22 protein-coding genes are annotated in these 23,409 nt (G+C 72.6%); 14 read left to right on the plus strand and 8 right to left on the minus strand.

The features are described 5' to 3' along the window. Together Aiant_RS37260 and Aiant_RS37265 are read right to left on the minus strand one after the other, a co-directional pair. Positions 1-471, minus strand: coding sequence for a hemerythrin domain-containing protein (locus Aiant_RS37260; protein ID WP_189331561.1), 471 nt, complete (start codon positions 469-471; stop codon positions 1-3). A gap of 283 nt (positions 472-754) precedes the next feature. Continuing rightward, positions 755-1,615, minus strand: a complete 861-nt coding sequence (locus Aiant_RS37265; protein ID WP_229830247.1) for an arylamine N-acetyltransferase family protein — start codon at positions 1,613-1,615, stop codon at positions 755-757. A gap of 27 nt (positions 1,616-1,642) precedes the next feature. On the opposite strand from Aiant_RS37265, the gene Aiant_RS37270 reads away from it, so the two are divergent. Beyond that, the gene (locus Aiant_RS37270; protein ID WP_189331560.1) at positions 1,643-1,927 is read left to right on the plus strand and encodes a putative quinol monooxygenase; all 285 of its coding nucleotides are present in this window, start codon (positions 1,643-1,645) and stop codon (positions 1,925-1,927) included. Here the strand turns inward: Aiant_RS37270 and Aiant_RS37275 are convergent. Beyond that, on the minus strand, positions 1,924-2,694 hold the full coding sequence (locus tag Aiant_RS37275; RefSeq protein WP_229830245.1) for a class I SAM-dependent methyltransferase: 771 nt from the start codon (positions 2,692-2,694) through the stop codon (positions 1,924-1,926). The two genes, Aiant_RS37270 and Aiant_RS37275, sit on opposite strands and share 4 nt — an antisense overlap. 136 nt (positions 2,695-2,830) lie before the next feature. On the opposite strand from Aiant_RS37275, the gene Aiant_RS37280 reads away from it, so the two are divergent. Further along, complete coding sequence (locus Aiant_RS37280) at positions 2,831-3,022, plus strand: CsbD family protein (RefSeq protein WP_189331559.1); 192 nt, start codon at positions 2,831-2,833, stop codon at positions 3,020-3,022. 49 nt (positions 3,023-3,071) lie between these two features. On the opposite strand, the gene Aiant_RS37285 is transcribed toward Aiant_RS37280, so the two are convergent. After that, positions 3,072-4,427, minus strand: a complete 1,356-nt coding sequence (locus Aiant_RS37285) for a KamA family radical SAM protein (RefSeq protein WP_189331558.1) — start codon at positions 4,425-4,427, stop codon at positions 3,072-3,074. A gap of 139 nt (positions 4,428-4,566) precedes the next feature. Here Aiant_RS37285 and kdd point away from each other — a divergent pair, with 139 nt between their 5' ends. From kdd to Aiant_RS37330, 9 genes are all read left to right on the plus strand, one after another. After that, complete coding sequence (gene kdd, locus Aiant_RS37290) at positions 4,567-5,580, plus strand: L-erythro-3,5-diaminohexanoate dehydrogenase (protein ID WP_189331557.1); 1,014 nt, start codon at positions 4,567-4,569, stop codon at positions 5,578-5,580. Between the two features lie 4 nt (positions 5,581-5,584). Further along, positions 5,585-7,120, plus strand: coding sequence for an amidohydrolase (locus Aiant_RS37295; protein ID WP_189331556.1), 1,536 nt, complete (start codon positions 5,585-5,587; stop codon positions 7,118-7,120). A 12-nt stretch (positions 7,121-7,132) separates the two neighbouring features. Continuing rightward, positions 7,133-8,680: a lysine 5,6-aminomutase subunit alpha gene (gene kamD / locus Aiant_RS37300; RefSeq protein ID WP_189331555.1), complete on the plus strand. Its 1,548-nt coding sequence runs from the start codon at positions 7,133-7,135 to the stop codon at positions 8,678-8,680. After that, complete coding sequence (gene kamE / locus Aiant_RS37305) at positions 8,677-9,411, plus strand: lysine 5,6-aminomutase subunit beta (RefSeq protein WP_189331554.1); 735 nt, start codon at positions 8,677-8,679, stop codon at positions 9,409-9,411. Before kamD ends, kamE begins: the two co-directional genes overlap by 4 nt. Next, positions 9,408-9,773: a 3-aminobutyryl-CoA ammonia lyase gene (gene kal / locus Aiant_RS37310; RefSeq protein ID WP_189331553.1), complete on the plus strand. Its 366-nt coding sequence runs from the start codon at positions 9,408-9,410 to the stop codon at positions 9,771-9,773. The genes kamE and kal overlap by 4 nt, the downstream gene beginning before the upstream one ends. Continuing rightward, positions 9,770-11,014, plus strand: a complete 1,245-nt coding sequence (locus Aiant_RS37315; protein WP_189331552.1) for a glutamate mutase L — start codon at positions 9,770-9,772, stop codon at positions 11,012-11,014. Before kal ends, Aiant_RS37315 begins: the two co-directional genes overlap by 4 nt. Before the next feature lie 504 nt (positions 11,015-11,518). After that, positions 11,519-13,138 carry an apolipoprotein N-acyltransferase gene (gene lnt / locus Aiant_RS37320; RefSeq protein ID WP_189331850.1) on the plus strand — a complete coding sequence of 540 codons (1,620 nt, stop codon included), beginning with the start codon at positions 11,519-11,521 and terminating at the stop codon, positions 13,136-13,138. Further along, positions 13,135-13,926, plus strand: a complete 792-nt coding sequence (locus Aiant_RS37325; protein ID WP_189331551.1) for a polyprenol monophosphomannose synthase — start codon at positions 13,135-13,137, stop codon at positions 13,924-13,926. Before lnt ends, Aiant_RS37325 begins: the two co-directional genes overlap by 4 nt. A gap of 70 nt (positions 13,927-13,996) precedes the next feature. Continuing rightward, positions 13,997-14,518, plus strand: coding sequence for an FxsA family protein (locus tag Aiant_RS37330; protein WP_189331550.1), 522 nt, complete (start codon positions 13,997-13,999; stop codon positions 14,516-14,518). 87 nt (positions 14,519-14,605) lie between these two features. Here Aiant_RS37330 and Aiant_RS37335 read toward each other — a convergent pair whose 3' ends face one another. Both Aiant_RS37335 and Aiant_RS37340 read right to left on the minus strand, forming a co-directional pair. After that, entirely contained in the window at positions 14,606-14,944 is a 339-nt protein-coding gene (locus Aiant_RS37335) for an RNA polymerase-binding protein RbpA (protein WP_014689763.1), read from the minus strand. 274 nt (positions 14,945-15,218) lie between these two features. Further along, positions 15,219-16,382, minus strand: coding sequence for a coiled-coil domain-containing protein (locus tag Aiant_RS37340; protein ID WP_189331549.1), 1,164 nt, complete (start codon positions 16,380-16,382; stop codon positions 15,219-15,221). 548 nt (positions 16,383-16,930) lie between these two features. Between Aiant_RS37340 and Aiant_RS46155 the strand changes: the two genes are divergently transcribed. After that, a complete protein-coding gene (locus tag Aiant_RS46155; RefSeq protein WP_229830243.1) occupies positions 16,931-17,818 on the plus strand; it encodes a hypothetical protein in 888 nt (295 codons plus the stop codon). Here Aiant_RS46155 and Aiant_RS37350 read toward each other — a convergent pair. Next, positions 17,775-19,220 (minus strand): phosphotransferase, encoded by a 1,446-nt coding sequence (locus Aiant_RS37350; protein ID WP_189331548.1) that lies wholly within the window; start codon positions 19,218-19,220, stop codon positions 17,775-17,777. The genes Aiant_RS46155 and Aiant_RS37350 overlap by 44 nt on opposite strands. Before the next feature lie 160 nt (positions 19,221-19,380). On the opposite strand from Aiant_RS37350, the gene Aiant_RS46160 reads away from it, so the two are divergent. Beyond that, positions 19,381-21,900 (plus strand): SNIPE associated domain-containing protein, encoded by a 2,520-nt coding sequence (locus tag Aiant_RS46160; protein WP_229830241.1) that lies wholly within the window; start codon positions 19,381-19,383, stop codon positions 21,898-21,900. Further along, positions 21,897-22,211 (plus strand): antibiotic biosynthesis monooxygenase family protein, encoded by a 315-nt coding sequence (locus tag Aiant_RS37360; protein WP_189331547.1) that lies wholly within the window; start codon positions 21,897-21,899, stop codon positions 22,209-22,211. The genes Aiant_RS46160 and Aiant_RS37360 overlap by 4 nt, the downstream gene beginning before the upstream one ends. Here Aiant_RS37360 and Aiant_RS37365 read toward each other — a convergent pair. After that, entirely contained in the window at positions 22,192-23,394 is a 1,203-nt protein-coding gene (locus Aiant_RS37365; RefSeq protein ID WP_189331546.1) for an MFS transporter, read from the minus strand. The genes Aiant_RS37360 and Aiant_RS37365 overlap by 20 nt on opposite strands. Positions 23,395-23,409: the final 15 nt, after the last annotated feature.

The following is a 23,409-nucleotide window of genomic DNA, read 5'->3' on the forward strand; positions in this document are numbered from 1 at the left end:
TCACCCCGGCGGGCGCAGGTGGAGGACCGGGTCGGACCAGCCGGTGTCGGGGACGCCGGCGTCGAGGGCGGAGGTGAGAGCGCGTTCCTCGTAGCGGAAGTGTGACTCCATGATGGCGGTCAACCCGTCGAGTTCTCGCCGGATCGCGGTGGGATCCGTGGTGCCGGCGGCCTCGTCGCTCAGGTCGGCGATGCGGATCAGGATGCCGGTGATCAGGCCGTGGTCCTCGATCAGCTTGTCGATGGTGGGGGCGAGGTCCGGGCGTTCGCGGAGCAGCGCGGTGAAAAGACCGGTGTCCTCGCCCTGGTGGTGGGTGGTCAGGGCGGTGCAGAAGGCCAGGCAGTGGGTGCGCAGGTCGGCGGGCCGGAGGCGACCGGCCCGGAGGGCGGCCAGGCGGCGGCGCAATTCCTGGTGTGCTTGGGCGAGTTGAGTGCCGAGCGCCGTGATCCGGTCGCTGGTGGGGGAGGCCACGGAGGGCAGTCCCTTCGGTTCCGCACCTCCATGCCCGGCGCGGTCCGCCGCCGACACGCGATGCTGCGCCCATCCGATCACGGCCGCCGCGACGTGACAACCCGGTTGGCGGCCCGTGCCGTCCGAAGCACCCGCTGCTCGGCCGGCGAGGTGCGGGAGGGCGGTTGGGCTGGTGTCGTCGGGAACACCGCTGCTTGGCTGGCGAGGTGCGGGAAGTGGGTTGGCCGGTTTCGTTCGGAACACCCCGCAGCTCAGCCGGCGAGGTGTGCGGGAGGGGACCGGGCTAGGCGGCGGATTGGCGGGACAGCCAGGACTCGTGGGCGGTGGTGAGGCGGGTCCAGAGGGTGTCGCGGGCCGCCGGGGAGACGTCGGCGAAGGTGATGCCGAAGATGTCGGCCATGGCGGTGAAGTAGTCGTTGCGGCTGGTCAGCTCTATCCGGGCCGGGTTGTCGCCGACTCGGGTGAGTACCAGGGTGCGGACGATGTCGACGCCGGTGGCGTCGCGGCGGGCGGCGGTGGCGACGCGGACGAAGCCGGACTCCGGGGAGGTGGACAGGTGCCGGTGCTGCTCGCCGAAGGCGGACATGGTGGCCGGCTCGGCGCGGAAGTCCATGCCCAGGAACGAGCCGCGCGGATCGTGGTCGAAGCGCCAGCCGCCCGGTTCGGCCTCGGACGGGCGCAGGCGGTAGTGGAATCCGCCCTGCTCGTACTCGCCGGCGACCAGCGGCAGCGGCGCGTGCAGGCCGTCGCCCATGCCCAGGTCGACGAGCCAATTGCCGTCCGGGGACTCCGGGGCGGGCAGGCCGGTGACGGTGAGGACGAGGTGGTTGGCGGTCGCCCCGGCCGGGTCGTCCGCGGTGCCCTGCACGCCGCCGACGTGGCGGGTGACCTGATATCCGAGGGCGCGCAGCAGCGCGGCGAAGGCGCCGTTGAGGTGGAAGCAGTATCCGCCGCGGCCGGCGACGATCCGGCGGGCGGAGTCGAGCGGGTCGATCGTGGTGGGGCGGTCGAGCCAGATCTCCAGAACTTCGTAGGGCACCCGCTCGGCGTGTGCGGTGTGCAGCGCGTGCAGGGCGGGCACGCTGGGTTCCTGTCCGGCGAGGCCGCCGAGTCCGAGCCGGTCCAGATATGCGCGAACGTCCACGATCGAACTCTATCCAGGGGAGGGCACGTGATCATCGTTGCTGGGGAGCTGCGGGTCGCGGCGGAGGATCGTGACCGCTATCTGCTCGCGGTCGCCGATGTCGCCCGGCTGGCTCGTCGCGCGCCGGGCTGTCACGACTTCGTCCAGTCGGCCGACCCGATCGAGCCGGATCGCATCCTGGTCTACGAGCGGTGGTCCTCTGACGAGGCCCTGCTCACGTTCCGCGCCGCCGATGGCCCGTCCCTCGACCTGCCCGCAGTTGTGTCAGCCGATGTCCGTAAATATCGGATTTCTGCGGTGGAGGCGCCTTAGGCGGTCGGCAGCTCGGCGTAGGCGCACTCGGTGACGTACGGAAGGGCATACGAGTCGCGCCCGAGCAGGGCCGGGTGGGTGGCGATGAGCTGGCGGACCTGGGCGAGGACGGCGGCCCGTTCGTCGACCGGGAGCAGGATCACGTTGCTGCGGGAGGCGACCAGGTCGAGCAGCTCGTCCGGGCGCAGGGTGTGCGTCCAGCCGATCCGGGTCGTGGTGACCGGGCCGAACGGCGGTCCCATCGTGCTGTCCCGGGCCCGGTCGTCGCGGCCGATGACGGTGCCGAGCCGGTGCACCCAGTCGGTGCTTTCGTCGCGCACGTTCCAGATCAGGCCGAGGCGTCCGCCCGGGGTCAGCACCCGGGCGATCTCCGGCAGGGCGCGGGCCGGGTCGACCCAGTGCCAGGCCTGGGCGACCAGCACCACGTCGACGCTGGCGTCCGGCAGCGGGAGGTTCTCGGCGGTGCCGAGGTGTGCGGGCACACCGGGGACGGCGCGGCGCAGCTCGGCGAGCATCGCCTCGGAGGGGTCGACCGCGATCACGTCGAGGTCGCGGGCCCGGATCTGCCGGGTCAGTTTGCCGGTCCCGGCGCCGAGGTCGAGGACCCGCGGGGAGCCGGCGGGCAGCAGGAAGTCGAGGGCTGTCTCGGGGTAGGGCGGCCGGCCCCGCTCGTAGGCGCCGGCCGCCGAGCCGAACGAGGCGGCGGCGACGGAACCGGTGACGGAGCTGGGGGAGGAGCCGGCGATGGGGGCAGCGTCGTGATCCACGAAAGCGATCGTATTTCGCGTTGCCGGGGTCCGCCGGACGGCCGGTGCGATCACTGGGACGTTTCAGGAACGAGGCCCCGGGGCACCCCTGAGTGCGAGGCACCCCAGACATGAGATGACCACGGAGGGTTGACCAATGAGCTTCACCGACAAGGTCAAGAACAAGGCCGAGGAGCTGACCGGCAAGGCCAAGCAGGGCATCGGCGAGGCGACCGACAACGAGCGTCTCTACGCCGAGGGCGAGGCCCAGGAGGCCGCCGCGCACGCCAAGCAGGCCGGCGAGCACGTCAAGGACGCGGGCCGCGACGTCCGCGACGCCTTCAGCTAGACCACGACGAACAGCGACGGCCCCCTCCGCGGAGGGGGCCGTCGCCGTGTCAGCTCGCCTGCTGCTTGCGCCACCAGTCCTGGCCCGACTGCGGCAGCGTGTCGATCGGGTCGTAGTAGGCGTAGAGCTTCGACAACGCCTCGCTGTCGTCCTTCTCGATCGACGTCCGGTAGTTCTTCGTCCAGTACGAGATTCCGTGCTCCCGGTCGTACTCGTTGACCATGTGCACCCACCGCTTGCCGACGAACGGCACGTCGCACACGATCCGCGGGGTGGCGTAGCCCGGCAGGTACCCCATCAGGTCGTGCTGCATCTGCTGGGCGTGCCAGACCGGCACCCGCCAGTGCTCCGCGTTCGGGATCATGTCGCACATGTAGAAGTAGTACGGCAGGATCCCGGCCTCGCCCTGTAGCGCGAAGCACAGGTCGAGCAGGTCGGCGGTGGTCGCGTTCACCCCGCGCATCAGCACGCCCTGGTTGCGCACGTCGCGCACGCCGATCTCGAGCAGCGTCTGCGCGGCCCGGGCCACCGCCGGGGTCAGCGAGTTCACGTGGTTGACGTGGGTGTGCACGGCCAGGTTGACCCCGCGCCGCTGGGCGGTCACCGCGACCCGGTGCATCCCCTCCACCACGTCGTCCTGCAACCAGTGCTGCGGCAGGCCCATCAGCGCCTTGGTCGCCAGCCGGATGTCGCGGACGGTCGGGACCGAGAGCAGACCCATGAGGTACGCCTCGAGCTGCTTCCACGGCACGTTGGCCACGTCCCCGCCCGACACGACCACGTCCCGCACACCGGGGTGCGACTTCAGGTAGTCCAGGTGCGCGGCGTAGCGGTCCACCGGCTTCTGCACGAGCTTCAATTTCGGTACGACCGGCGTGCTGTTGCCGACCAGGTCCATCCGGGTGCAGTGCCCGCAGTACTGCGGGCAGGTGGAGAGCAGCTCCGCGAGAACCTTCGTCGGGTAGCGGTGGGTGAGACCCTCGGCCACCCACATGTCGTGCTCGTGCAGCGAGTCGCGGCTGGCGTTCGGGTGTGACGGCCAGTCCAGGTGCCGGTCGGAGGCGACCGGGAGCATGTAGTTGCGGATCGGGTCGGCGTAGAACGACACCGTGTCCGGCACCTGGTGCGGCACCATCGTGTTGAGCATCTGCGGCGGGAGCAGCATCGACATGGTGGCCAGCCGCTGCTGGTCGTCCTCGAGGTCGGCGTAGAACGACTCGTCGACCAGGTCGCCGAGCACGGCACGCAGCTGCTTCACGTTCTTCACACAGTTGACCCGCTGCCACTGCGCGGAGTTCCACTGCGCGGCGGTGACGTCACGCCACCCGGGGAAGCGGGTCCAATCCGGCTCCACCAGCTCCCGCCGCTGGTACTCGTAAGGCTGTCCGGCGGAAAACTCGGTCACCGCGTCCTCCCTGGAAAATCTTGGTCGACTTGACGAGAACTCAACGTACTGGAGAATCTTCGGTCTAGAAACCCAAGGTACGAAAGATTTACGGTAGAGCGGCACTTGGGGGCGAGGGTTTAACGTGAGGGAGCTGTTGATGGCGGGATCCGTGGGTCTGAATCGGGTGCTCGAGCCGGCCGGGGCGCTGCCCCAGGCCGCCTGGCGCCTGGACGCCTCCCCGCAGATCGGCCCGGACGAGGTGCGCATCCGCGTGCAGCGGCTCAACCTCGACGCCGCCAGCTATCGGCAGCTGGCGCAGAAACATGCGGGAGACGGCGAGCGGATCCGCACCGAGGTGCTGGAGATCGTCGAGACGCGCGGCAAGATGCACAACCCGGTGACCGGCTCGGGCGGCATGCTGATCGGCGTCGTCGAGGAGGTCGGCCCGGAGTCGCCGCTGCCGGTCAAGGTGGGCGACCGGGTGGCGACGCTGGTCAGCCTGACCCTGACGCCGCTGCGGATCACCGACGACCTGCAGGGCTGGGACGGGTTGTCCGAGCAGGTCCCGGCCGACGGCACGGCGATCCTGTTCGGCCGCTCGATCGTCGGCGTGCTCCCCGACGACCTGCCGCCGGAGCTGGCCCTGGCCGTCTACGACGTGTGCGGCGCCCCCGCGCTGGTCGACCGCATCGTCCGTAAATATCAGGACCCGACCGTCGTCGTCCTGGGCGGTGCCGGCAAGAGCGGCTCCCTGTCCCTGGCCGCGGCGAAACGCGCGGGTGCCCGTACGAAAGCCATTGTCGTCTCCGAAGCGGAGCGCGACGCGCTGAGCGACGCCGGACTGGCGGATGAGATCGCGATCGCCGACGCCCGCGACGCCGTCGCGGTGGCCCGAGCCGCCGGGCAGAACGACGTCACGGTGGTCTGCGTGGACGTGCCGGGCTGCGAGCACGGCGCGATCCTGGCCACCGCCCCCGGCGGCACCGTGATCTTCTTCTCGATGGCGACCAGCTTCTCCGCGGCCGCGCTCGGCGCCGAGGGCCTGGCCGCCGACGTGAACATGCTGGTCGGCAACGGGTACGTGCCGGGGCACGCCGAGTTCGCCGTCGACCTGCTGCGCACCACCCCCGCGGTGCGGGCGTTGTTCTCCAAGCGGATCGCGGGAGACTGACCGCATGACTATTCCCCTGGTCCGCTACACCAACGGTCGCTTCTACTCCGCCGCCGAGCCGCGCGCCACCGCGATGCTGGTCCGCGGCGGCACCATCGCGTGGCTGGGTGACACGGCCGACGCGCCCGCCGCCGACCGCACCGTCGACCTGGACGGCGCGCTGGTCACCCCGGCGTTCGTCGACGCGCACCTGCACGCCACCGACACCGGCCTGGCCTTCGACGGCCTGGACCTGTCCGGTGTGCGCTCGGCGGGTGAGCTGCTCGACGCGGTGGCGGCGTTCGCGGCGACCCGGCCGGCCGACGGCGTGGTGCACGGGCACGGCTGGGACGAGTCGACCTGGGCCGAGCAGACCCCGCCGACCGCGGCCGAGCTGGACCGGGCCGCGGGCGGGCGCAAGGTGTACCTGTCGCAGGCCTCGGTGCACTCGGCCCTGGCCAGCTCGGCGCTGCTGCCGGCGGCCGAGGGCGTGGACGGCTACGACGCGTCCGGGTGGGTGCGGGAGCACGCGCACCACGCGGTCCGGGCGGTCGCGCTCGGCGCGCTGACCCCGCAGCAGCGCACCCTGGCGCAGCGGACCGCGCTGAGCCGGGCCGCGGCGATGGGGATCGCCGCGGTGCACGAGTGCGGCGGGCCGGGCACCTCCAGCGAGGCCGACTTCCAGTCGGTGCTGGCGCTGTCCGGGCAGGGCCTGCCGCAGGTGTTCGGCTTCTGGGGCGAGCTGGGCGGCGCGGAGAAGGCCCGGGAGCTGGGCGCGCACGGCGCGGCCGGCGACCTGTACGCCGACGGCGCCCTCGGCTCCCGGACCGCCTCGCTGCGCGCGCCCTACCTCGACGGCGACCACGGCTGCGGCGAGGCGTTCCTGACCGCCGAGCAGGTCGGGCAGCACCTGCTCGACTGCATCCGGATCGGGTTCCAGGGCGGCTTCCACGCGATCGGCGACGCCGCCATCGACACCGTCCTGGACGGGTTCGCGCTCGCCGCCAAGCAGGTCGGCGTGGACACCCTGCGGGAGGGACATCACCGGATCGAGCACGTCGAGCTGATCGACAAGGCGATGATCGCCCGGATGGTCGAGTTCGGCGTGATCGCCTCGGTGCAACCGGTCTTCGACGCCCTCTGGGGCGGGACCGACCGGATGTACGCCCAGCGCCTGGGCGTCGACCGCGCCCTGGCCAGCAACCCCATCGGGGCCATGCACGCCACCGGGGTCGCCCTCGCGTTCGGCTCCGACTCGCCGGTGACCGCGCTCGACCCGTGGGCGACGGTGGTCGCCGCGGCCGCCCCGCGCAACCCGGTCTACCGGATGAAGGTGCGGGCGGCGTTCGCTGCCGCGAGCCGGGGCGGCTGGCGCGGCGCCGGGGTCAGCGGCGTGGGCGTGCTCGCGCCCGGCGCCTCGGCCACCTTCGCCGCCTGGGACACCCCGGGCGGCGTCAGCGAGGGACTGCCGGCGCTGCTGCCGGACATCGACGGCGTGACGCCCGAGCGGCCGGTCTGCCGGCGCACGGTGCTGCACGGCGAAACCATCTACGAGAACTAGGAGCACTGTCAGTTGGCCGGGAAGCTGGATCTGGACCCGCGGATCGTCGCGCGGGCGCGGGCGCTCGCCGTGAAGGCCGGGCAGCCCGTCGTCGACCTCGCGCGGTCGCACACCACCGTGTCGGTGGAGCGGGCGGTGCTGCGCCTGGCCGGGGTGCACGGCGCCGACTCGGACGGCATCCCCTGGGTGAACCGTCTGGTCGACGCCGTGCGCGCCGACGTCGGGCTCGGGCACGGGGTTGCCGTCCCGGTGTTCCACGCCGCCGCCAGCACGGGCGTCGAGGACCTCACGGTGCTGGCGCAGAAGGCGGCGGCCGGGGCGGTGCGGTTCGACGTACCGACGAAGAAGGCCGACCTGGCCGCGGCCCGGCGGCGGGCCAAGAAGGCCGCCGCCGGCGGCATCAAGATCGTCGATCGGCGGCGGGCCGAGCGGGACCGGCTGATCCGACGGTACGGCGATCCGCAACAGCGGCCGTGGATCTACCTGATCGTGGCCACCGGCGACATCTACGAGGACATTCCCCAGGCGCAGGCGGCGGCCCGGGCCGGGGCGGACATCATCGCGGTGATCCGCTCGACGGGGCAGTCGCTGCTGGACTACGTGCCGGAGGGGGCGACCCGGGAGGGGTTCGCGGGCACCTACGCCACGCAGGAGAACTTCCGGCTGATGCGGGCGGCGCTCGACGAGACGTCGAAAGAGCTCGGCCGATACATCCGGCTGACCAACTACGCGTCCGGTCTGTGCATGCCGGAGATCGCGGCGCTCGCCGGCATGGAACGTCTCGACATGATGCTGAACGACTCGATGTACGGCATCCTGTTCCGCGACATCAACCCGATCCGGACCTTCGTCGACCAGCGCTTCTCCCGCCAGGTCCACGCCCGGGCCGGGATCATCATCAACACCGGCGAGGACAACTATCTGACGACGGCGGATGCCGTCGAAGCAGCGCACACCGTCACGGTGTCGCAGCTGCTCAACGAGTACTTCGCCCAGGAGGCGGGCCTGGAGGACTGGCAGCTCGGCCTGGGCCACGCTTTCGAGATAAATCCGGATCTGCCGGACTCGTTCCGGCTGGAGCTGGCACACGCGCTGCTCGCCCGGGAGCTGTTCCCGGAGGCGCCGCTCAAGTGGATGCCGCCGACCAAGCACATGACCGGCGACGTCTTCCGCGGCAACCTCCTCGACGGCTTCTTCAACCTGGCCGGCGCGCTCACCGGCCAGGGGATCCTGCTCGTCGGCATGATGACCGAGGCGGTCGTCACGCCCTGGCTGTCCGATCGGGATATCGCGCTGCAGAACGTGAAATACGTGCTCAACGGAGCCGGAAACCTCCACGAGGACTTCGTCCCCGGCCCGTTCATCCGGGGCCGCGCGAACCAGGTCCTGGGCGAGGCCATCGACCTGCTGGAACGCATCGTCGACGACACCCTGATGGACGCCATCGCCGACGGCACCTTCGGCCTGATGAAGCGCCCCGCCGACCGCGGCAAGGGCCTCGACGGCGTCGCCAAGCAGGAAGCCGATTACTACAACCCGGTCACCGAGGAGCTGGAATGAGCATCGTCCGCCCCTACGGGGACACCACCGGCGACGGGATGGTGCAGCTCTCCTTCACCCTGCCGATCCCGCACGACAAACGCGCCGAGGGCGCTGCGCTCCAGCTGGCCGGCAAGATGGGCATGGACCCGGCGATGCTGGTGCACGCCAAGCAGATGGGCGACGGGTTCACCTTCTTCGTCGTCTACGGCAAGGTCACCCACCTGGTCGACACGGACAAGGTGCAGGTCGTCGAGCGCGACTACCCGCTGCTGAGCGCCAAGGAGGTCAACGCCGCGATCAAGAAGGGGTTGCGGCGGCGGCTCAACGTGGTCGGCGCCTGCATCGGCACCGACGCGCACACCGTCGGCATCGACGCCATCCTCAACCTCAAGGGCATCGCCGGGGAGAAGGGCCTGGAGTACTACTCCGAGCTGTCGGTGACCAACATGGGCGCGCAGGTGTCGGTGCCCGACCTGGTGGAGACCGCCCGGGCGAAGAAGGCCGACGCGGTGCTGGTCTCCCAGGTGGTCACCCAGCGCGACGCGCACCTGCACAACACCCGGGCCATGTCGGCCGCGTTCCGCGAGGCGCTGCCGGCCGGCAAGCGGCCGCTGCTGATCGTCGGCGGGCCCCGGTTCGACGAGCTGATGACCGGCGAGCTCGGCGTCGACCGGATCTTCAGCCGCGGTACCACGCCGCGGGAGGTCGCCTCCTATCTGGTTCACGCACTGATTGCGAGCAAGAATTGATCACTGTCACGCACCGCCGCTACGTCCCCTACTCGCACGCCCACTACGCCGGGAACCTGGTCGACGGGGCGTACTCGCTCGGCCTGTTCGGTGACGTCGCCACCGAGGTGTGCATCCGGCTGGACGGCGACGAGGGGCTGTTCGCCTCCTACGACGACGTGCAGTTCAAGGCGCCGGTGCAGGCCGGGGACGTGCTGGAGATCACCGCCCGGGTGGTGCACATGGGCACGCGCAGCCGGCGGATCGAGTTCACGTCGGCGGTGGTGTGCCGGGGGACCGGGGGTTCGGCGGCCGAGCTGCTCGCCGAGCCGATCGTGGCGGTGACCGCGGTGGGCACGGTCGTGGTGCCGGCCACGGCGTGACGGACGTCGTCTGCGTCGACGTCGGGTCGACGTACACCAAAGCAGCCAAGATCGACCTCAGCGGCGCGCGACTGATCGAGCGGACCGAGGTGCCGACGACGTCCGGAACGGACGTCCTGGAGGGTCTGAACGCCGCCGTGGCGGCGGTCGGCGGCCAGGGTGCCCCGCTGTATGTCTGCTCGTCGGCGGGCGGCGGGCTGCGGCTCGCCGTGGTCGGGTACGAGAGCCTGGTCACCGCGGAGGCCGGGCACCGGGTCGGCCTGTCGGCCGGCGCGCAGGTGGTGCACGTCGCGGCCGGGCCGCTGACCGGTGCGGCGGTGACCGCGCTGCGCGCGGCCCGCCCGGACGTGATCCTGCTGGTCGGCGGCACCGACGGCGGCGACGGCGAGGTGCTGCTGCACAACGCCCGGCGGCTGGCCGCGCAACGCCTGCGGTTGCCGGTGGTGCTGGCCGGCAATGCTGACGTACGCCCGGACGCCGCGGCCGCCCTGACCGCCCGCGGCGTCCCGGTCACCGTGACCGGCAACGTGCTGCCCCGCATCGGGGTGCTCGACCCGCTGCCCGCGCGCGCCGCCATCCGCGACGTCTTCCTGCGGCACGTGATCGGCGGCAAGCGCCTGTCCCGGGGCCCGCGGTTCGCCTCCCTGGTCCGGGCGGCCACCCCGGACGCGGTCCTGGCCGGCGTGGAGCTGCTCGCCGACCGTTCCGGCGCCGGTGTGCTCGTCGTCGACGTGGGCGGCGCGACGACGGATGTCTACTCGGCACTCGTGCCGGATGCGGAGGCCGAAACCGGTCCCCGCCGCGACGTGGCCGGCACCCTGTGGCGGTCACGGACGGTGGAGGGCGATCTCGGCGTGGCGGTCGGCGCCGATGGCACCCGGCAGGCCGCGATCGCGGAGAAGCTGCCGGAGCCGGTGACCGACCGGGAACTGGCCGCGACCGCCGCGATGATCGCGCTGCGCCGGCACGCCCGTGGGCACTCGCCCGGTCCCGGCCTACCCCGCACGGGTGGCCGCGACCTGCGCGACGTACGCCTCGTCGTGGGCTCCGGCGGGGTGCTGCGGCACGGTGGCGGCGATCACGTGCTCGGCGCGGTGCTGGCCGACACGGCCGGCGGCTGGGCCCTGCCGGACCGGGCCCGCTCCATCGTCGACAGCGAATATGTACTGGCGGCGGCGGGGTTGCTCGCCGTCGATCACCCGGACGCGGCGGCCGGGCTGATCGACACGCTGTGGCGGTGACCGGCCCATCGACGGCGTGCGTTTTCGGACACGCCGATAAACGCGACACGCCGGAGAGGTGACCACCCGGTTGACAGACCGCCCCCGTCCGGACGTACCGTCTTCAGGTCCTGTTTCACGGCATGCGACTGTGATCCGCTTCGTTCCTTCACTCACTGGCCCGCAGTCCTCGCAGGGGTCGCGCGTTCAGCCAGGTCCAGGGGGTGCAGGTGCGCGGGCGGCGCGGACCGGGTCGCGATCCGGGAGCCGGGTCGAGCCGATCCTGGCCAGTAGACAACGGCACGGCGTGGGCAGCCAGTCCGCGGCGCGTCGGTCCGAAGGTCAGCGGGAGGCCCGTCAGGCACACCGGCCGGAACGGACAGAAGCACCCCGAGGGGCGCGGCCACTGGACGCCGCGCCCCTCCGTAACATCTCCCAGCCGATTCCCATCCGCTCGGTATCGTTTTGCGGCCGACTGCCCGGCGGGCCCGCGGCGGACCGGCAGGTAGCCTGCCTGGCGTGGAAATGACGATGCCGCCGCCCGACCTCGCGCAGCCGGATCCCGGCACCCCGCGCCCGGCCGGGCCGACACCGCTGCGGCTGCCGGTGGCGGCCGCCCTCGCGGTGGCCGCCGGTCTGGCACTGCTGCTGGCCCTGCCGCCCTACGACCTGTGGTGGCTCGCCCCGGCCGGCGTGGCGCTGCTGGCGGCGGCCGTGCACCGGCGGCGGCTGCGGGCCGGTTTCGGGCTCGGCCTGCTCACCGGCATCGTGCTGTTCTACCCCCTGCTGGAGTGGACCCGGATCGCGGCCGGCTGGCTGCCCTGGGCGCTGCTGTCCACCGCCGAGGCGGTGGTGCTCGGCCTGGCCGGTCTGGCCGCCGCCTGGCTGTCCCCGCTGATCGACCGGTGGCGGGCGCTGTGGCCGCTGCTGACCGGCCTGCTCTGGGTGGCCGACGAGGCGGTGCGCGACCGGGCGCCGTTCGGCGGGTTCCCGTGGGGCCGGCTGGCCTTCAGCCAGGGTGACGCGCCCGCGCTGCGGCTCGCCGCCTGGGGTGGCGCGCCCCTGGTCACCTTCGCGGTCGCGGCTGCCGGTGGCGCCCTGGTGGCGCTCGCCTGGCGCCGGTGGGACCGGAGCGCGCTGCTGCCGGCCGCCGGGTTCGCCGTCACGGCCGGGGTGCTGATCGGCGCGCCGGCCGCGGTGCCGTTGTCGGCGCCGTCCGGCCCGGCATACACCGTCGCCATCGTCCAGGGCAACGTGCCGCGGCTCGGCCTGGACTTCAACGCGCAGCGCCGGGCGGTGCTGGACAACCACGTGACCGCCACCCGGCAGCTGGCCGCCGACGTGGCCGCCGGCAAGCAGCCGAAACCCGATCTGGTGGTGTGGCCGGAGAACTCCAGCGACATCGACCCGCTGCGCAACGCCGACGCCGCCCAGGAGATCTCCGACGCGGCCCGCACCATCGGGGTGCCGATCCTGGTCGGCACGGTGCTGCGCACCGACAAGCCGGGCGACATCAAGAACGCCGGGCTGCTCTGGATGCCGGTCACCGGCCCGGACCTGGCGCAGACCTACGTCAAGCAGCACCCGGTCCCGTTCGCCGAGTACATGCCGCTGCGCTCGGTCGCCCGGCTGGTCAGCGACAAGGTGGACCTGGTCAGGAACATGCTGGCCGGGGACCACGCCGGGGTGATCGACACCGGCCCGCTCACCCTGGGCGACGTGATCTGCTTCGAGGTGGCGTACGACGGGATCGTCCGCGACACCGTGCGGCAGGGCGCCCAGATCCTGGCGGTGCAGACCAACAACGCCACCTTCGACGAGGGGGAGGCCCGCCAGCAGCTGGCCATGGTCCGGCTGCGCGCGGTCGAGCACGGCCGCGACTCGCTGATGGTCTCCACCGTCGGCATATCGGCCTTCGTCGATACGGCGGGTGGGGTGCATGGTGCCACGGCGTTCAACACCGCGAAAGTGGTAACCCATAGGATGGCCGTGAGCGGTTCGCGTACGCTGGCGACCCGTTCGGGCATCTGGCCCGAAACCATCGCGGTCGGGTTGGCCGTGATCGCACTGGCCGGCGCGCTTCCGCTGCGTCGCCGGCGCAAGACCGACCGCACTGACGACGAAGACAGCACGGAGGAACGGTGAGCGAGGCCGAAGGCTACCCGGGAGTGGGACGGGTCCTCGTGATCATTCCCACGTACAACGAGGCGGACAACGTCCGCCTGATCACCGGGCGGGTCCGCAAGGCGGTGCCGGAGGTCGACATCCTCGTCGCCGACGACAACTCGCCGGACGGCACCGGTGACATCGCCGACGAGCTGGCGCTCGCCGACGACCACATCTTCGTGCTGCACCGGGCCGGCAAGGAGGGGCTCGGCGCGGCGTACAAAGCCGGTTTCGCCTGGGCCAAGGACAAGGGATACGACGCCGTCGTCGAGATGGACGCGGACGGCTCGCACGCCCCCGAGGAGCTGTCGCAGCTGCTCGACGCGCTGGCCGGCGCGGACGCGGTGCTCGGCACCCGGTACATCCCCGGCGGCAGCGTGCACAACTGGCCGATGCACCGGCTGCTGCTCTCGCGCGGGGGCAACATCTACATCCGGATGGCCCTGGGCATGCCGTTCAAGGACGCCACCGGTGGCTACCGGGCATACCGGATGACCGTGCTGGACGCCATCGACGTGCCGAGCGTCGCCTCGACCGGATACTCGTTCCAGGTCGAGCTGGCCTGGCGGGCGTTCCGCGGCGGGTTCCGGGTCGTCGAGGTGCCGATCACGTTCACCGAGCGCGAACACGGCGTCAGCAAGATGAGCGGCAACATCTTCAAGGAACAGCTGCTCAGGGTCACCCTGTGGGGCGCGCAGGCCCGCAAGGAGAGCCTGCTGAACGTGCTCGGCCGCAAGCCCAAGCAGGAGCAGCAGACCTGGCCGTGACGGCGCACTCAGCCAGGTCGCAGGATCCGGTGTCATGCTGGAGAGGTACGCATGACACCGGAGGACTCTGATGCGCCGTAACCGGCTGGCCTATCTCCCCTTCGCCTTCCCGCTGCTCGCGCTCGCCGAGGTCGCGGCGTTCCTCGCGGTGGCCCACCTGATCGGCGGCGGCTGGGCGTTCCTGCTGCTGGCCGCGGTCACCCTGAGCGGGTTCGCGCTGCTGCGCCGCGAGGGCATCCGCGGCTGGCGGTCCTTCCAGCAGGCCGCGGCCTCCGGCCGCCCACCCGGCCCCGAGGTGGCCCATTCGCTGGTCGGCCTCGGCGGCGCGCTGCTGCTGGCGCTGCCCGGCTTCGTGACCGGGGTGGTGGGTCTGGTGCTGCTGGTGCCGCCGGGCCGGATCCTGGGCCGCCGCGCGGTGGAGCGGTTCGCCGAGCGGCGCCTCGGTGGCGCGGCCGCCGGCGACCTGTTCGGCCCGCGCAGGGTCCGCGTCCGGGTCGACGACCCGACGGTGGTCGACTCCTCCGTCATCGACGACGTCCCGCCGGCGCCGCGCCAGCCGGCCGCCGCCATCGAGGGCGAAATCGTCCGCTGATCCGGTCGCCGGCCGCGCCCCGGCTGTGACACACGAGAAGGGCCGTCCCGGACGGGACGGCCCTTCTCGTCGTGTCGTTCGCTGCGGTCAGCGGCCCCGGCGGGTCCGCACCTCCTGCAGCCGCTCGTTGAGGATGTCCTCCAGCTCGGCGATCGAACGCCGCTCCAGCAGCATGTCCCAGTGGGTGCGCGGCGGCTTCGCCTTCTTCTGCTCCGGCTCGCTGCCGTCGACCAGCCGGGCCACGCTGCCGTCGAACTTGCACTCCCAGGTGGTGGGCACCTCGGCGTCGACGGCGAACGGAACCTCGAACTGGTGACCCTTGACGCACAGGTACTCACGGGTCTGTCGGGGCGCCAGCTCGGTGTTACGGTCGGACTCGTAGCTGACTGCGCCAAGACGGCTGCCGCGCAGCATGCGTTCGCCCATGATCGGCTTCCCCTCGCTCGTGGTGCTGCTCTCGTTGGTGTAACGAAAGGGGCGGCCGCCGGATTCCTGCGCCCGCCGAGTATCTATCGGTCTTTTACCCGCCCGGTAAAGGCGTTGTAACGCTACGAGCGTAACCGGCCAGCGACCATACCCCGTAATTTGAACGCTCGTGAAGTGGACCTTGGTCCAGTTTACGAGCGTTTGACCCGTCTGCGGGTGGTGCGATGTCGGTCACTCGGACGGTCACCGCCCATCGCTCCACGCTTGACGGTGATCACGTGGTAGCGGACCGCAACTCCGGTGATGTGGCCTGCGCCGGTGCCGCAGCCGGCCGGCTCGACCCGAGCGTGGCCAGCGCCGAGGCGAGGTCACTCACCTGCCCGGTGAGCTGGGCCACGCGCTGGTGCGCGGCGTCCGCGTCGGCCCGCGCCGCCGCCAGCCGCCGCTCCACGTCAGCCCGCTCGTCGCCGGCCCGCGCCAGGTCCTTCCGGACCCGATCGAGATCCGCCACGGCACGCCGCAGCGCGTCCCGGTCCGCCGCCACCGCGGCGAGCTCCTCGCGCACCGAGGCCACCTCGGCGGCGGAGCGCTCCGCCCGCGCCGCGGCCTCGGCGGCGGCCGTCTCGGCATCCCGCGCGCGGTGGTCCGCCCGCTCGGCCGCCTCGCGCAGCTTCCCGGCCTCCGCACGGGCCGCCGCAAGCGACTCCTCGGCGCGGTCGGCCGCCTGCTCCGCCGTCTGCCGGAACTCGTTGTGCTCGCGCAACGCCGCGGCCAGCTCGCGTTCCGCGCCGTCGCGCTGCCCCTTGGTCTCCTGCAACTCGCGCCGCGTCACGGACAGCTCGTCGGCCGCCGCGTCCCGCTCCGCCTCGGCCCGCTCGCGCAGCGCCACCGCGGCCGTAGCGGCCCGCACCGCCTCGTCCCGCGCCTCGACCGCGGCCTGCTCCCGCTTGCCGGCCTCCTCCGCGGCCCGCTCCGCCTCGGTCGCCCGCTGCCGCGCCTCGTCCCGCTCCGCGGTCGCCGCCGCCGCGATCTGCTGAGCCGCCGCCGTCGCGGTCGCCGCCTGCTCGGCGTCGCGCCGCGCGTCGTCCCGCTCGCCGTGCGCGGCCGCCACCGCCCGCGAAGTCTCCGCCCGCACCTCGGCGACCTGCCGCTCGACCCCGGCCGGCGACATCTCCGAGTGCAGCGCCTCGGTCAGCGTGCCGACCATCTGGTCGAGGCGGTCCACCACCTCCCAGGCCCGCGCCACCGAACCGGCCAGCCCGGGCGAGGAGCGATGCCGCATCCGCACGTTGCGGGAGGCACGCTGGCACTCGCCGTCGTTGTCCCGGCAGTAACGGAACGGCCGTCCGGCGGAGGCCCGCTGCGGCACGGGCCGCCCGCAGTGGGCACAGGGTCGAGTCTCGGTCGCGTCGATGGCGTCCTGGTCCTGCGTCGTCATAGCAGCACCCACCCTAGGCGGCGGGAGGATCTTCCTGATGTCACCACACCGATGCCGTCGCGGGGGAACCATCCTCGCTGCCGCGACGTCGCCCTTGGGGTGTCCGCATCATTTTCCGGTACGACTCGGAGTCCCGTGGCTGTCGGCTCGCGAGGCCGTGGCCGCTCCGGATCGCCACGCGGGTCGTGCGGGTCCGCGGGTGGTCCGGGTTCGTTCGACGGCTCGTGAGGCCGCCGCGAGGTCGCGGCCGCGCCGGATCGCCGGGTGGCCTCTGCATGGGCGTGGTTCGTTCGGCGGCCTGTGGGCCGCCGCGAGTCGCGGCCGCTTCGGGTCGCCGGGTGGCCTCGGGATGGTGGTTCGTTCGGCGGACCGTGGGTCGCCGCGGGTCGCGGCCGCTTCGGATCGCCGGGCGCGACGGTGGGTGGTCGTGGCCCGAGGGCCAGCGGGAGCCCGCGGTCGTTCCGGATCGTCGGGCGAATCCCGGCCGGGACCGGCGCGCTGTTTATTGCAGGTCGCGGCGGGCGCGGCACGGGTAGTGTCCCGGGACTGTGCCCGAACCCTTCCGGTGGGACCTGATCCGGCCCGACGAGCTCGGGTCGCTGCTCGACGGCACCGAGCCGCCCGGCCTGTGGTTCCTCGACGAGCTGGTCACCTGCGCCGGCAAGGTGCTGGCCCGCAGCGGCGGCGGGGACCTGGTCTTCGTCGGGCGGTCGCTGGACTCGATGTTCGACCTGCTCGGCGGGGCTCTGCACGGAATCGGGGAGCAGCGGCTGGATCGGCTGCCGCTGTCGTTCTCCCGGGCCGGCCGGCGGGTGACCAGGCGGCGCTGGGAGCGCCGGCCGTTGACGGCCGCCCAGCGCGACGAGGCGCGACGGATGCTCGCCGACGCCGGCGTGACGCCGTACACGCTGGCGCGCCGCTCCCGGCCGGTGGCCTTCGTCGACGTGGTCAGCGACGGTGGGACGTTCACCGACGTGTACACGCTGCTCACCGACTGGATCCGGGGAGAGCGGGAGACGTGGCCGGCGATCCGGCGCAAGCTGCGCTTCGTCGGCGTGACCGTGCGGGCACCGACCAGCCCCAAGACCTGGCGATGGGCGCGCCACCAGCGGTGGACCGCGGAACTCCCGGCGAGGTCCGTGCTGAGCGTGTCACTCGGCAGGCCGGTGTGGTCGTATTTCGGGAACGAGCAGACGAAGCTGACCCGGTCGCTGGGGCCGGACTGGTGGCTCGCCGAGGCGGACGGGCCGGGGCGGGAGGACCTGACCCGGCAGGCGCTGGCCGAGGCGGTGGCACTGGTCGCGTACGGTCGCAGCCGTGCCGGACGGCAGGCCCTGGCCCGGGCCGTCGGGCGCGAACCCGATCTCGCGCAGCCCTGGCTGCGCACCCTGGTCACCGAGCTGAACGCCGCCGCAGGTGGGCGGCGTTCCAGCTGAGGTCGACGGTGGTGGGGTCGGCGCCGGCCAGGCCGAGGAAGAGCCAGGCGTGATAGGTGGGCACGATCAGCCGCCGCTCCAGCTCGGACAGTGGCCGCACCTCGTGGTATCCGCTGATCACGGCATCCTGGTAGCCACGCCAGGACAGGGCGAAATCGGCCACCAGCAGGCTGCGGTGGCTCGCCTCGAAGTCCAGCACGCCGGTCAGCCTGCCGTCCTCGAAGAGCAGGTTCCACGGTGCGAAGTCGCCGTGCAGCACGCCCCGCGGTGCGGCATCGGCCGGGTTCGCCGCGAACCACGCCAGGGTCGCCTCACGGCCGGCCAGCAGCAGGGCGCCGTCGTCCGGGTGCAGCTTTTCGTACGCCCGCAGCACGCGCTCCAGCTCCGGGTCGGCAAGGACCTCGACGGGCTCCCGGAACCCGCCCCGCTGCTCGGTGATCCCGGCCGTCGCGAGCGCGGCATGCACCTCGGCCAGCAGCCGCCCGCGCCGTCGCTGCTGACCGGGGCTGTCGGCGCCACCGGCGACCAGCGGCCGTCCGGGCAGCCGGTGAGTCAGCAGCCAGACGCCGTCCGGCGTGATCCAGGGCTCCTCGGCCGGCTCCGGGGTGGGCCAGCCCCGCTCCCGGAGCGCCGCCGCGACCCGCAGCGGGTATCCCCAGTCCGGCTGGCCGGCCGGATCGAGCCGTTGCAGGATGTACGGACGGCCGTCGCGGGTCGCCGCCCAGGTGTACGTCGACCGGGCGCTCAGCAGCGGGCCGGCGACCAGCCGCCACCGCGCACAGACCTCCGGATCCGGCACGCTCACCGTGACCCGCGTCCGGTGCAGGCGTAGCAGGCGCCCCGTCCTTCCGCGAGCACGTCGGCGACCGGCCGCCAGACGAGATCGTCCGGGGGTGCCGCCCCGCCGGGTGACCTTGCGCCAGCCGTCCAGCAGGGCCGGGCACTCACTGTTCACGTGGAAGACCGACCCGCCGTCGGTGGTCGCGACCCGAGCCGGGTAGCCGTCAGTGCGGGGCCGGCACTCGAAACACTGCCCGCGAAGCAGGTCGTGCAGGCAGCGTTCCCCGGTGCCGGGCAGGTTCCGCCGGGCGAGAGCCGCCGCGCGCTCCGCGTCCGGCGACGGCTCCGGGGTCCAGGTGATCTGATGCCGCGCGATCAGCGGCATCCCGGACAGGTCCGGCCGCACGTCTCCGGCGTGCACCCGCACGACGCACCCGCGGGTCAACGCCTCCAGCGCTGCCACCGCGGCGATGGTGATCAACTGCTCCGGTGTGGCCGCGGCCGGGCCGGCATCATGCAAGTCACGGTCATGCTCCCGATAACGGAGCACCGCCGCCCAGCCGGTGCCCCGTCCATCCGCTGCCCAGGCGAGCTGAACCCGCACCACGCGCTGATCCGCCATCCGCTCCCCGCATCGTCGACGGCCATCGATGTCCTGAATGTAGCGTCCTCGGTGCACGTACGGGGTTGCGCTTGTCTACGGCTGAACTGGTGGAAATCACGCCGGATCGAGGGATCGGCGGGCGTGGTGATGATCAATGAGTGATCGTACGGTGACGGTCATGTCCGTACCGTTCGATCTTTGGGGCCAGCGGGGCTGGGCCGGCACGGAAGTCGTCGGCGAGTCGCACTACTCGGCGGCGCTGCGGGCCCTGTTCGACGCGAAGCTCCCACCCGGCGGCACCGAGCTCACGGTCACCGCCCAGCTGATGCCGGAGCCGCTGAACAAACACGACCGCAACGCCGTCGCGGTGTGGATCGGGTCCGCCCAGGTCGGCTATCTGCCCCGGCAGTCGGCGGCCGAGTACGCGCCTGTCCTGATGGGACTGGTGGCGCGCGGGTGGACTCCGCAGGTGTCGGCGCGCGTCTGGGGATCGCGGTGGGGTTCGGGCGAGTTCGCCGGTTCGGTACGCCTGGAGCTGGCAGAACCGCACCTGCTCGTTCCGGTGAACCGGCCACCGGCCCAGCCGCACCGGCTGCTGCCCACGGGCGGGGCGATCCAGGTGACCGGTGAGGAGCACCACCTGGAGGTGCTGGCGTCCTGGCTGCGCCCGGAGGGCGAGTGCTGGGTGCATGCCACGCTGCACGAGCTCACCGAACAACTGGCTCGTAGCTCGCGCACCGTGGTCGAGGTACGGATCGACGGTGCGCGCGTCGGGCAGCTCACGCCACGGATGAGCGGTGAGGTGCTGGCCGCGGTCCGGCACCTCGACGAGCGAGGGCTGGTCGCCGCTGCGCGAGCGATCGTCAAGGGGAACCGGATCAAGACCGAAGTGGTTCTGTACGTGGCCCGGGCGCATGAGCTGCCGGAGAGCTGGCTCGTCGCGCCACCTGCGGTCGCCCCGCACCCGCGGCAACCCGCGACCGTGCCGCCCGCGCCCGTGATCATGCCGTCCGCGCCTGTCGCCGTGCCGCCCGCATCTGCGGCCGTGCCGCCCGCGCCGGTGGTCGTGCCGTCCGCGCCGGTGGCCACGCCGCCCGCGCCGGTTGCCGCGCCGGTTGCCGTGCCGGCTCCGGCCGCTGAGACCGCGGTACTGCCGGCGCCCACGGTGCCGGCGCAGGTCGGCCAGCGGACCGTGCCGATCGTGCCGCCTGTTGCCGCCCCGGCTGTCCCGGCACCACGCACGACCGGGTCGCCCGCCGTGCCGGTGATCCCGGCCGCGGGGACGCCCGGTCACGGCGTACCGGAAACGCCGTTGATCGAAGCGCAACCAGCGGCGATGCCGCGTTTCAACCCGCCGCCGAACTGGCCTGCCCCGCCGCCCGGATGGAGCCCGTCGCCCGGTTGGACGCCGGACCCCGCCTGGGGACCGGCGCCGCCCGGGTGGCAACTCTGGATCGAGGAGCCGCGACCGGACGCGGACATCCCGCTCTTCGGTGCGCGGGGTAAGGCGCGGGAACTGGCCGCCGAGATCGAGAAGCTGACTGCCGAGCGGGCCGAACTGGCGCGGCTCGGCCTGTTCGAGATCAGGGACCTGGCCGAGCATCGCGACAGACTGCTCCGCGATGTCGGCGAGCTGCACCAGCGCCTGGACGCAGTGCGGCAGCAGGTGGTCGTCACCGAGGAGCAGGCGTTGCTGCAGGAGGCCGGGATCTACCGGTACCAGCACCCGCTCAGCGACGCGGTCGCCTACCAGGATGCCCTCGCCCGGCTCCAGGAACAGATCAGGGTGATGGCCAAACCGGACGGCGGCGCGGTGCTCGCCGCCTCCGGGTGGACGGTCAACGGCTCGGCGGCGCAGGGCCGCACCATGCTGCGCGATTATGCGAAGTTGATGCTGCGCGCCTACAACGCCGAGGCCGACAACCTGGTCCGGACGTTGAAGCCCTACAAGCTGGAGGCGGCAGTCGAACGGCTCGGAAAGGTGGCCGCCACGATCGCCCGGCTCGGCAAGACGATGGACATCCGGATCTCCGAGCAGTATCACCGGCTGAGGGTGCAGGAGCTCGGACTGACCGCTGACCACCAGGAGAAACTCGCCGGGGAGAAGGCGCGGGAGCGGGACGAGAAAGCGCGGCTGCGCGAGGAACGGCAGCTTCAGCAGGAGATCGAGCGCGAGCGTGCCCGGCTGGACAAAGAACGGCAGCACTATGCGAACGCCTTGGCGGCGGTGCAGGCCAACGGTGATGACCTGGGGGCGGCGCAGCTGCGGGAACGGCTCGCCGAGATCGATGCCGCGATCCAGGACGTCGACTACCGGGCCGCGAACGTCCGGGCCGGCTACGTGTACGTCATCTCCAACCTCGGCGCCTTCGGCGAGAACATGGTCAAGGTCGGTATGACCCGGCGCCTCGACCCGATGGACCGCGTCCGGGAACTCGGTGACGCCTCGGTGCCGTTCGGTTTTGACGTGCACGCGCTGTTCTTCTCCGACGACGCGGCCGGCATCGAGGCGCAGATGCACGCCCGGCTCGCTGATCGCCGGGTCAACCTGGTCAATCAGCGGCGGGAGTTCTTCTATGCGACCCCGGCCGAGGCGAAACGACACTTGCTGGAGCTGACCGGCAGCCTGCTTCAGTACGAGGAGACCCCACCCGCTCTGGAGTACCGCCAGAGCCGCACCCAGGCGCGTCGCGGATGATCGCGCGGATCTGGCGGGGGTGGGCGCCGGCCACGACAGCCGATGATTACCAGCGGCACTACGCGGCGGAGGTGGCCGGGCATCTGCGGCGGGTGCCGGGGTTTCGCGGGGCTCGGCTGTTGCGGGTGTGGGAGGGGGACGAGGTCCGGTTCACGTCGGTCGTGTTCTTCGACGGGATGGACGACGTGCGGGCGTTCGCGGGGGAGCGGTACGAGCGCGCGGTCGTCGAGGAGGCGGCGCGGCGGGTGCTGAGCCGCTGGGACGAGACCGTGGTGCACGAGGAGGTGGCGATCACGGTCGTGCCCGGTTGACGGGGCCGGGGACCAGCACGGCGCAGAGCGTGGTGGCGGCGCCGGCCACGCCGATGGCCAGGGCCGGGGTGGTGAACTGGGCCACGGTGCCGAGGAGCACCGGCGAGACGCCCTGCAACGTCATCAGGCCCGTGGAGAGCAGGGCGAACATCTGGCCGCGGCGGGGCTCCGGGGTCGCCTCCAGCAGCGGGCGTTGCAGGCCCAGCTGGAAGGCGTGTCCCGTACCGGAAATGATCAAAACCGTGAGGGTCGCGCCCAGCGGAAGCCCCGCGGCCAGCACCGCGAGCGGCCCACCGGCCAGCAGCACCAGTGGCGCGGCGAGGCGCTCGCGGCGGGCCGGGCGCACCCATCGGCCGACGACCAGGTCGCCGAGCAGCATCCCGATCGGCAGCGCGGCCATCAGTGCCCCCGCCGCCCCGGCCGGGAAGTCGCGCGCGGTGGCGTAGGCGACCAGCAGCGCCTCGGCGCCCGCCACGCACGCCGACGGCAGCCACTGGACCAGCAGCAGGCGGCGGATCAGCGGGTCGCCGAGCAGGGCGCGGGCGCCGTGCAGGCTGGCCCGCACCGCCGAGCCGCGCTCCCCGGGCGAGCTCTCCAGGTCGGGAAGGCCGACGCGTACGATCAGCGCCGCCAGCACGTGCCCACCGGCCGCGACGAGCAGCGCCTGCCGCGGCCCGGCCGTGGCGACCGCGACGCCGCCGAACGCCAGGCCGAGCAGCTGCGCCCCGGAGGACGCGGCGTTGAACACCGCGCGTCCGAGCACGTAGGCGTCCCCGGTCAGCACGTCGGCGACCAGCCGGCTGGTCGCGCCCATGAACACCGGCGTCCCGCAGGCGACCAGCCCGATCACCGCCAGCTGCACCGCGACCGGCACGTCGGCCAGCGCGATCAGCAGCGCCGCCGCCCCGCCGGACAGATAGCCGGCGACGATCAGCGGCCGTGGCCGGACCCGGTCGGTCAGCGCGCCGAGCAGCAGTCCACCGGCCAGCTGCGGCAGGAACCCGGCCGCGAACGCCAGCGCGCTCCACAGCGCCGACCCGGTGCGCTCGAAGACGAACACCGACAGCGCGAAGATCCGCAGCGATTCGGCCGCGATCGCCGCGGTGCGGGCCAGGAACAGCACCCGGAACCGCGGTTCGGCGAAGACCTCGCGGTAGGTCGCTCCGCGCTCGGCAACACTCATGCCCCGACGATGTCG

The organism is Actinoplanes ianthinogenes (genome assembly GCF_018324205.1).
GTDB classification, from domain to species: domain Bacteria; phylum Actinomycetota; class Actinomycetes; order Mycobacteriales; family Micromonosporaceae; genus Actinoplanes; species Actinoplanes ianthinogenes.

Bases quoted from the DNA above. Each gene is read 5' to 3' on its own strand.
- Aiant_RS37340 (WP_189331549.1), bottom strand. From the start codon at position 16,382: ATGACGACGCAGGACCAGGACGCCATCGACGCGACCGAGACTCGACCC.
- Aiant_RS37350 (WP_189331548.1), bottom strand. From the start codon at position 19,220: ATGGCGGATCAGCGCGTGGTGCGGGTTCAGCTCGCCTGGGCAGCGGAT.
- Aiant_RS37360 (WP_189331547.1), top strand. From the start codon at position 21,897: ATGATCGCGCGGATCTGGCGGGGGTGGGCGCCGGCCACGACAGCCGAT.
- Aiant_RS46160 (WP_229830241.1), top strand. From the start codon at position 19,381: ATGTCCGTACCGTTCGATCTTTGGGGCCAGCGGGGCTGGGCCGGCACG.
- Aiant_RS37335 (WP_014689763.1), bottom strand. From the start codon at position 14,944: ATGGGCGAACGCATGCTGCGCGGCAGCCGTCTTGGCGCAGTCAGCTAC.
- Aiant_RS37330 (WP_189331550.1), top strand. From the start codon at position 13,997: ATGCGCCGTAACCGGCTGGCCTATCTCCCCTTCGCCTTCCCGCTGCTC.
- kamE (WP_189331554.1), top strand. From the start codon at position 8,677: ATGAGCATCGTCCGCCCCTACGGGGACACCACCGGCGACGGGATGGTG.
- Aiant_RS37295 (WP_189331556.1), top strand. From the start codon at position 5,585: ATGACTATTCCCCTGGTCCGCTACACCAACGGTCGCTTCTACTCCGCC.
- Aiant_RS37365 (WP_189331546.1), bottom strand. From the start codon at position 23,394: ATGAGTGTTGCCGAGCGCGGAGCGACCTACCGCGAGGTCTTCGCCGAA.
- kdd (WP_189331557.1), top strand. From the start codon at position 4,567: ATGGCGGGATCCGTGGGTCTGAATCGGGTGCTCGAGCCGGCCGGGGCG.
- Aiant_RS37280 (WP_189331559.1), top strand. From the start codon at position 2,831: ATGAGCTTCACCGACAAGGTCAAGAACAAGGCCGAGGAGCTGACCGGC.
- lnt (WP_189331850.1), top strand. From the start codon at position 11,519: ATGACGATGCCGCCGCCCGACCTCGCGCAGCCGGATCCCGGCACCCCG.